Here is a 2,999-nt window from a genome sequence, read left to right as displayed (position 1 = left end):
GGGGTAACCGTGAATCGCAAGACACCATCTTGGACGGTGCAAGGCACAGATGCGCCGCGCGTGCCGCGGGTCTGTCCCTCTGCGTAGAGTTGCGCCGTACTTGTGATTTCAGGCGCGGGAATTTGAAGTTCGGCTGTTCCGACCGGATGGATGATCAGGACTGCACCGCCGGGTACACGACGATTGGACGTAACGGGTGCCCAACTGATGGCGGCCATCGGTTGCGAGGCGAAGCTAATGTTATTTCCGTCCAAGACAATGCTGGCACACTGGCTGCCGGAGAACGCCTGCAGGACGCCGTTTTCGTTTTGTCGAAATGCCACTGCCTGTTCCCCGTCGTAGGTGACGGTATGGCCGTTGACCTTCAAATCGCGCAACTTGAGAGTCTCGGAGGGGGGCGGGACGCGCCGCAGGTATTCGCTGTCCTGCTCATCCTTGCGTGCGAAGCCGCCGGGCCAATCTTCCAAGGTGCTCTTGAGGTGATTGGTAATGGCGACGGTGCCGTTTGGGAACCGGCATGCGAGGTAATCCGTTGTCCGGGACAGGTATTCCGTATTGTCAGTAGTGTCCGTGAATTTCCCGGTTCCCGGGTAAGCGCCAAGCGCGTCCAGCGTGGCAAACCAGGTTCGGGTTTCATAGCCGAGGCTTGCGGATTGATCGTCGCGAGGCCGGAATCCGAGGAACGTAATGGAGCCGCCGGAAGGCAATGCACGGTGTGTACCGACGACATCGTTGCCGACGCGGGCCACCACAGTTGCACCTTCCTTTGGCGTAACGGGATAGATGCGGTCGACAAGAAAGTCTGTGAGTATGGTCTGAGACGGAACTGCGGAGAGCGGACCTTCAAAGCTGACAACGCGCCCAGGAGCGATCTGACCTTCATCCAAGCCCGGCTTGTAGTCTACTGCGACGGCCTGCTGCCATGCATCCAGCGTATTTTCGGCCTCCGCCGTGAGGACGGGCGGTGGACCGGACCAAATGAGACGGCCGCCACCTTCCACGAACTGTTGCATCAAGGCCAGCAGGGCCTTGGACGGGAAGGGTTCGAAAAGCGTGGCCAGCGTCGTGAAATGGCGACCACAGATGGATATGCTGTTGCCCTCGACCCGACCGAGTTCGAGGAGTTTCGCGGGAGTAATAAGGTTTGTATAGGCATACTGCGTCATCCAGCTACCGAACCGTTCCTCGACGCTGACCAGGTCTATTGGATACAGCATGAGCACATTCACGTCTCGATGTTGGGCATCTTCGACGATAGCGAAGTCGGGCGACGCCGCCGCGCCGAAGACGTTCACAAGGGACTGTCGACGCCGGGACAATTCGTTGGGCATTCCCCAATGCGCGCCATACGAATAGGGGACCCGATTGATGATCCCTGTTGAGCAGGCGAGCATCAGGCCGTAATAGTCGCGATCGAGCCAGCCGCCTTCTGCGTGGTCATTGCCGTTTCCAGTGAGGAAATCGCCCCATTTGAAGTAGTCATAGCACGCTGCGGAGGCTTGTTGAACGGTGTTGGACCAGATGAAGTTTGAGGTGTACTCGTATTGGTTCCTGGGGTGGTTTTGCCTTCCTACTTCCCACTTGTCGATGGTTGGGCTTTGTGCCCAGGTCGCGTGGGCGCGGGCTTCCAATTGATACCCAATTCGTTGTTCGGTGTAGCGTTTAGTCTTGGCGAACAGGTCGACGACGGAATCTTGCAGCAGGTGGAAGTAGCGCGCGCGGAACAATGCAGTCTTGCGGATATCTTCCGGGCTGTCACCGAACACGTGGGAAATCCCGTTCTTAGCGTCAATAGTATTGGATGTGTCTTCTTGACCATAGGTGAAAAACAGCATGTACTTGGCGAGGTCGGCGTATGCCGCGCCGTACCGGGCTGCGTACTCACGAGAAAGGTTAGGCGTCACATAGCGCAATGCGAACTCGCCATTGTCGTGGTGAGTGAAGTAGTGCCAGTCTTGCTGGATGTGCATTTCGTCCGAGTAGAGGGCGTTCAATTTGACGCCGGCGTTCAGGTATTTGTCCATCAACCCCGTCAGAAACGGGAGTGCGTTCGGGCTGAAGTAATCCATCTCCGGCGTGCGATATTGTTGCACCACGAGGACCCGGTCAAGGGGGCCGATATCCGCGCGTCCTTCCCCGTGGATACGGACGCGAACCGCGGAAAAATCGCCCTGTTTAACCAGCGCGCCGGGCCAAACGTCGACCTTCGCCGTATCGGAGATTTCCACGATTTCGTCCGGGTTCACGGCGACAAACGGCGTGCCGCCAATGTTGCGTTGACGGAAGGCAAAGACTCGCACTCCCGCATCTTCAAGGTTGAAGGATCCTTTGTTGTTGGACCAAAGCGTGTTGCGCCACAACTGCACGCTGTACGTGCCCGTTGTGGCGTCGCGCAGACCTTTCCGGTAATGCAGCCACATACCCGACTCGCCCGTCGCATCGCGATAGCCTGATCCAATCTCAAGCGGACTGAGGAGGCTCAATTCGAGCCCCAGCCCGTATTGCTGCGCGAATCCGCTGATTTTCGCAATACGCTCGATTGTTGCATCGCGATCCGGCATGTATTTGCGTACGGCATCCTTTACGCCGCCTCGGTATTGGCTGAAGAAATGATCGAACGCGAGAATAAGCGTACGCTGTTTGGCCGCCTGGGCACGTTCGCAAATTGCGCGTAACGTGGTTACGTTTGGCGTGCCGGTGAGTCCGAGATCCACCTCCTTGTCGGGGTCGGTGAGGTCATCCAATTGTTGGTCTTCCACAAGGATGATACCGGACTTGCCCAGCTCGAACGCCCAAGGCCCCGGAAAGGAGAGAAGATCGGTTTGGTAGAGGTTTTCCGGGGGGGGCGCGGAGGCCGGTTGATCCTGTGCCCCTGCAACGGGCATCAGCAGTACAAACATCGTGAAGAGCGTCAGGGCACGGGCGAGATAATGCATAGTGAAACTTATTCCTTCGGTCAGGGCCGCTGTCCTCGCGGCCGCGAACGAATCGTATCATGT

Annotated in this window: 1 protein-coding gene; it reads right to left on the bottom strand. The window is 57.8% G+C overall.

Going from position 1 to position 2,999, the window contains the following annotated elements; genetic code table 11:
- The coding region (locus K1Y02_26535) for a hypothetical protein (GenBank protein ID MBX7259940.1) at nucleotides 1-2,936 on the bottom strand (2,936 nt) is incomplete at its 3' end.
- Nucleotides 2,937-2,999 lie beyond the last annotated feature (63 nt).

This window comes from Candidatus Hydrogenedentota bacterium (assembly GCA_019695095.1).
Classification (GTDB): Bacteria; Hydrogenedentota; Hydrogenedentia; order Hydrogenedentales; family SLHB01; genus JAIBAQ01.
Note: the sequence above shows the minus strand (reverse complement) of the source record. Positions and strands in the feature narration are given on the sequence as shown.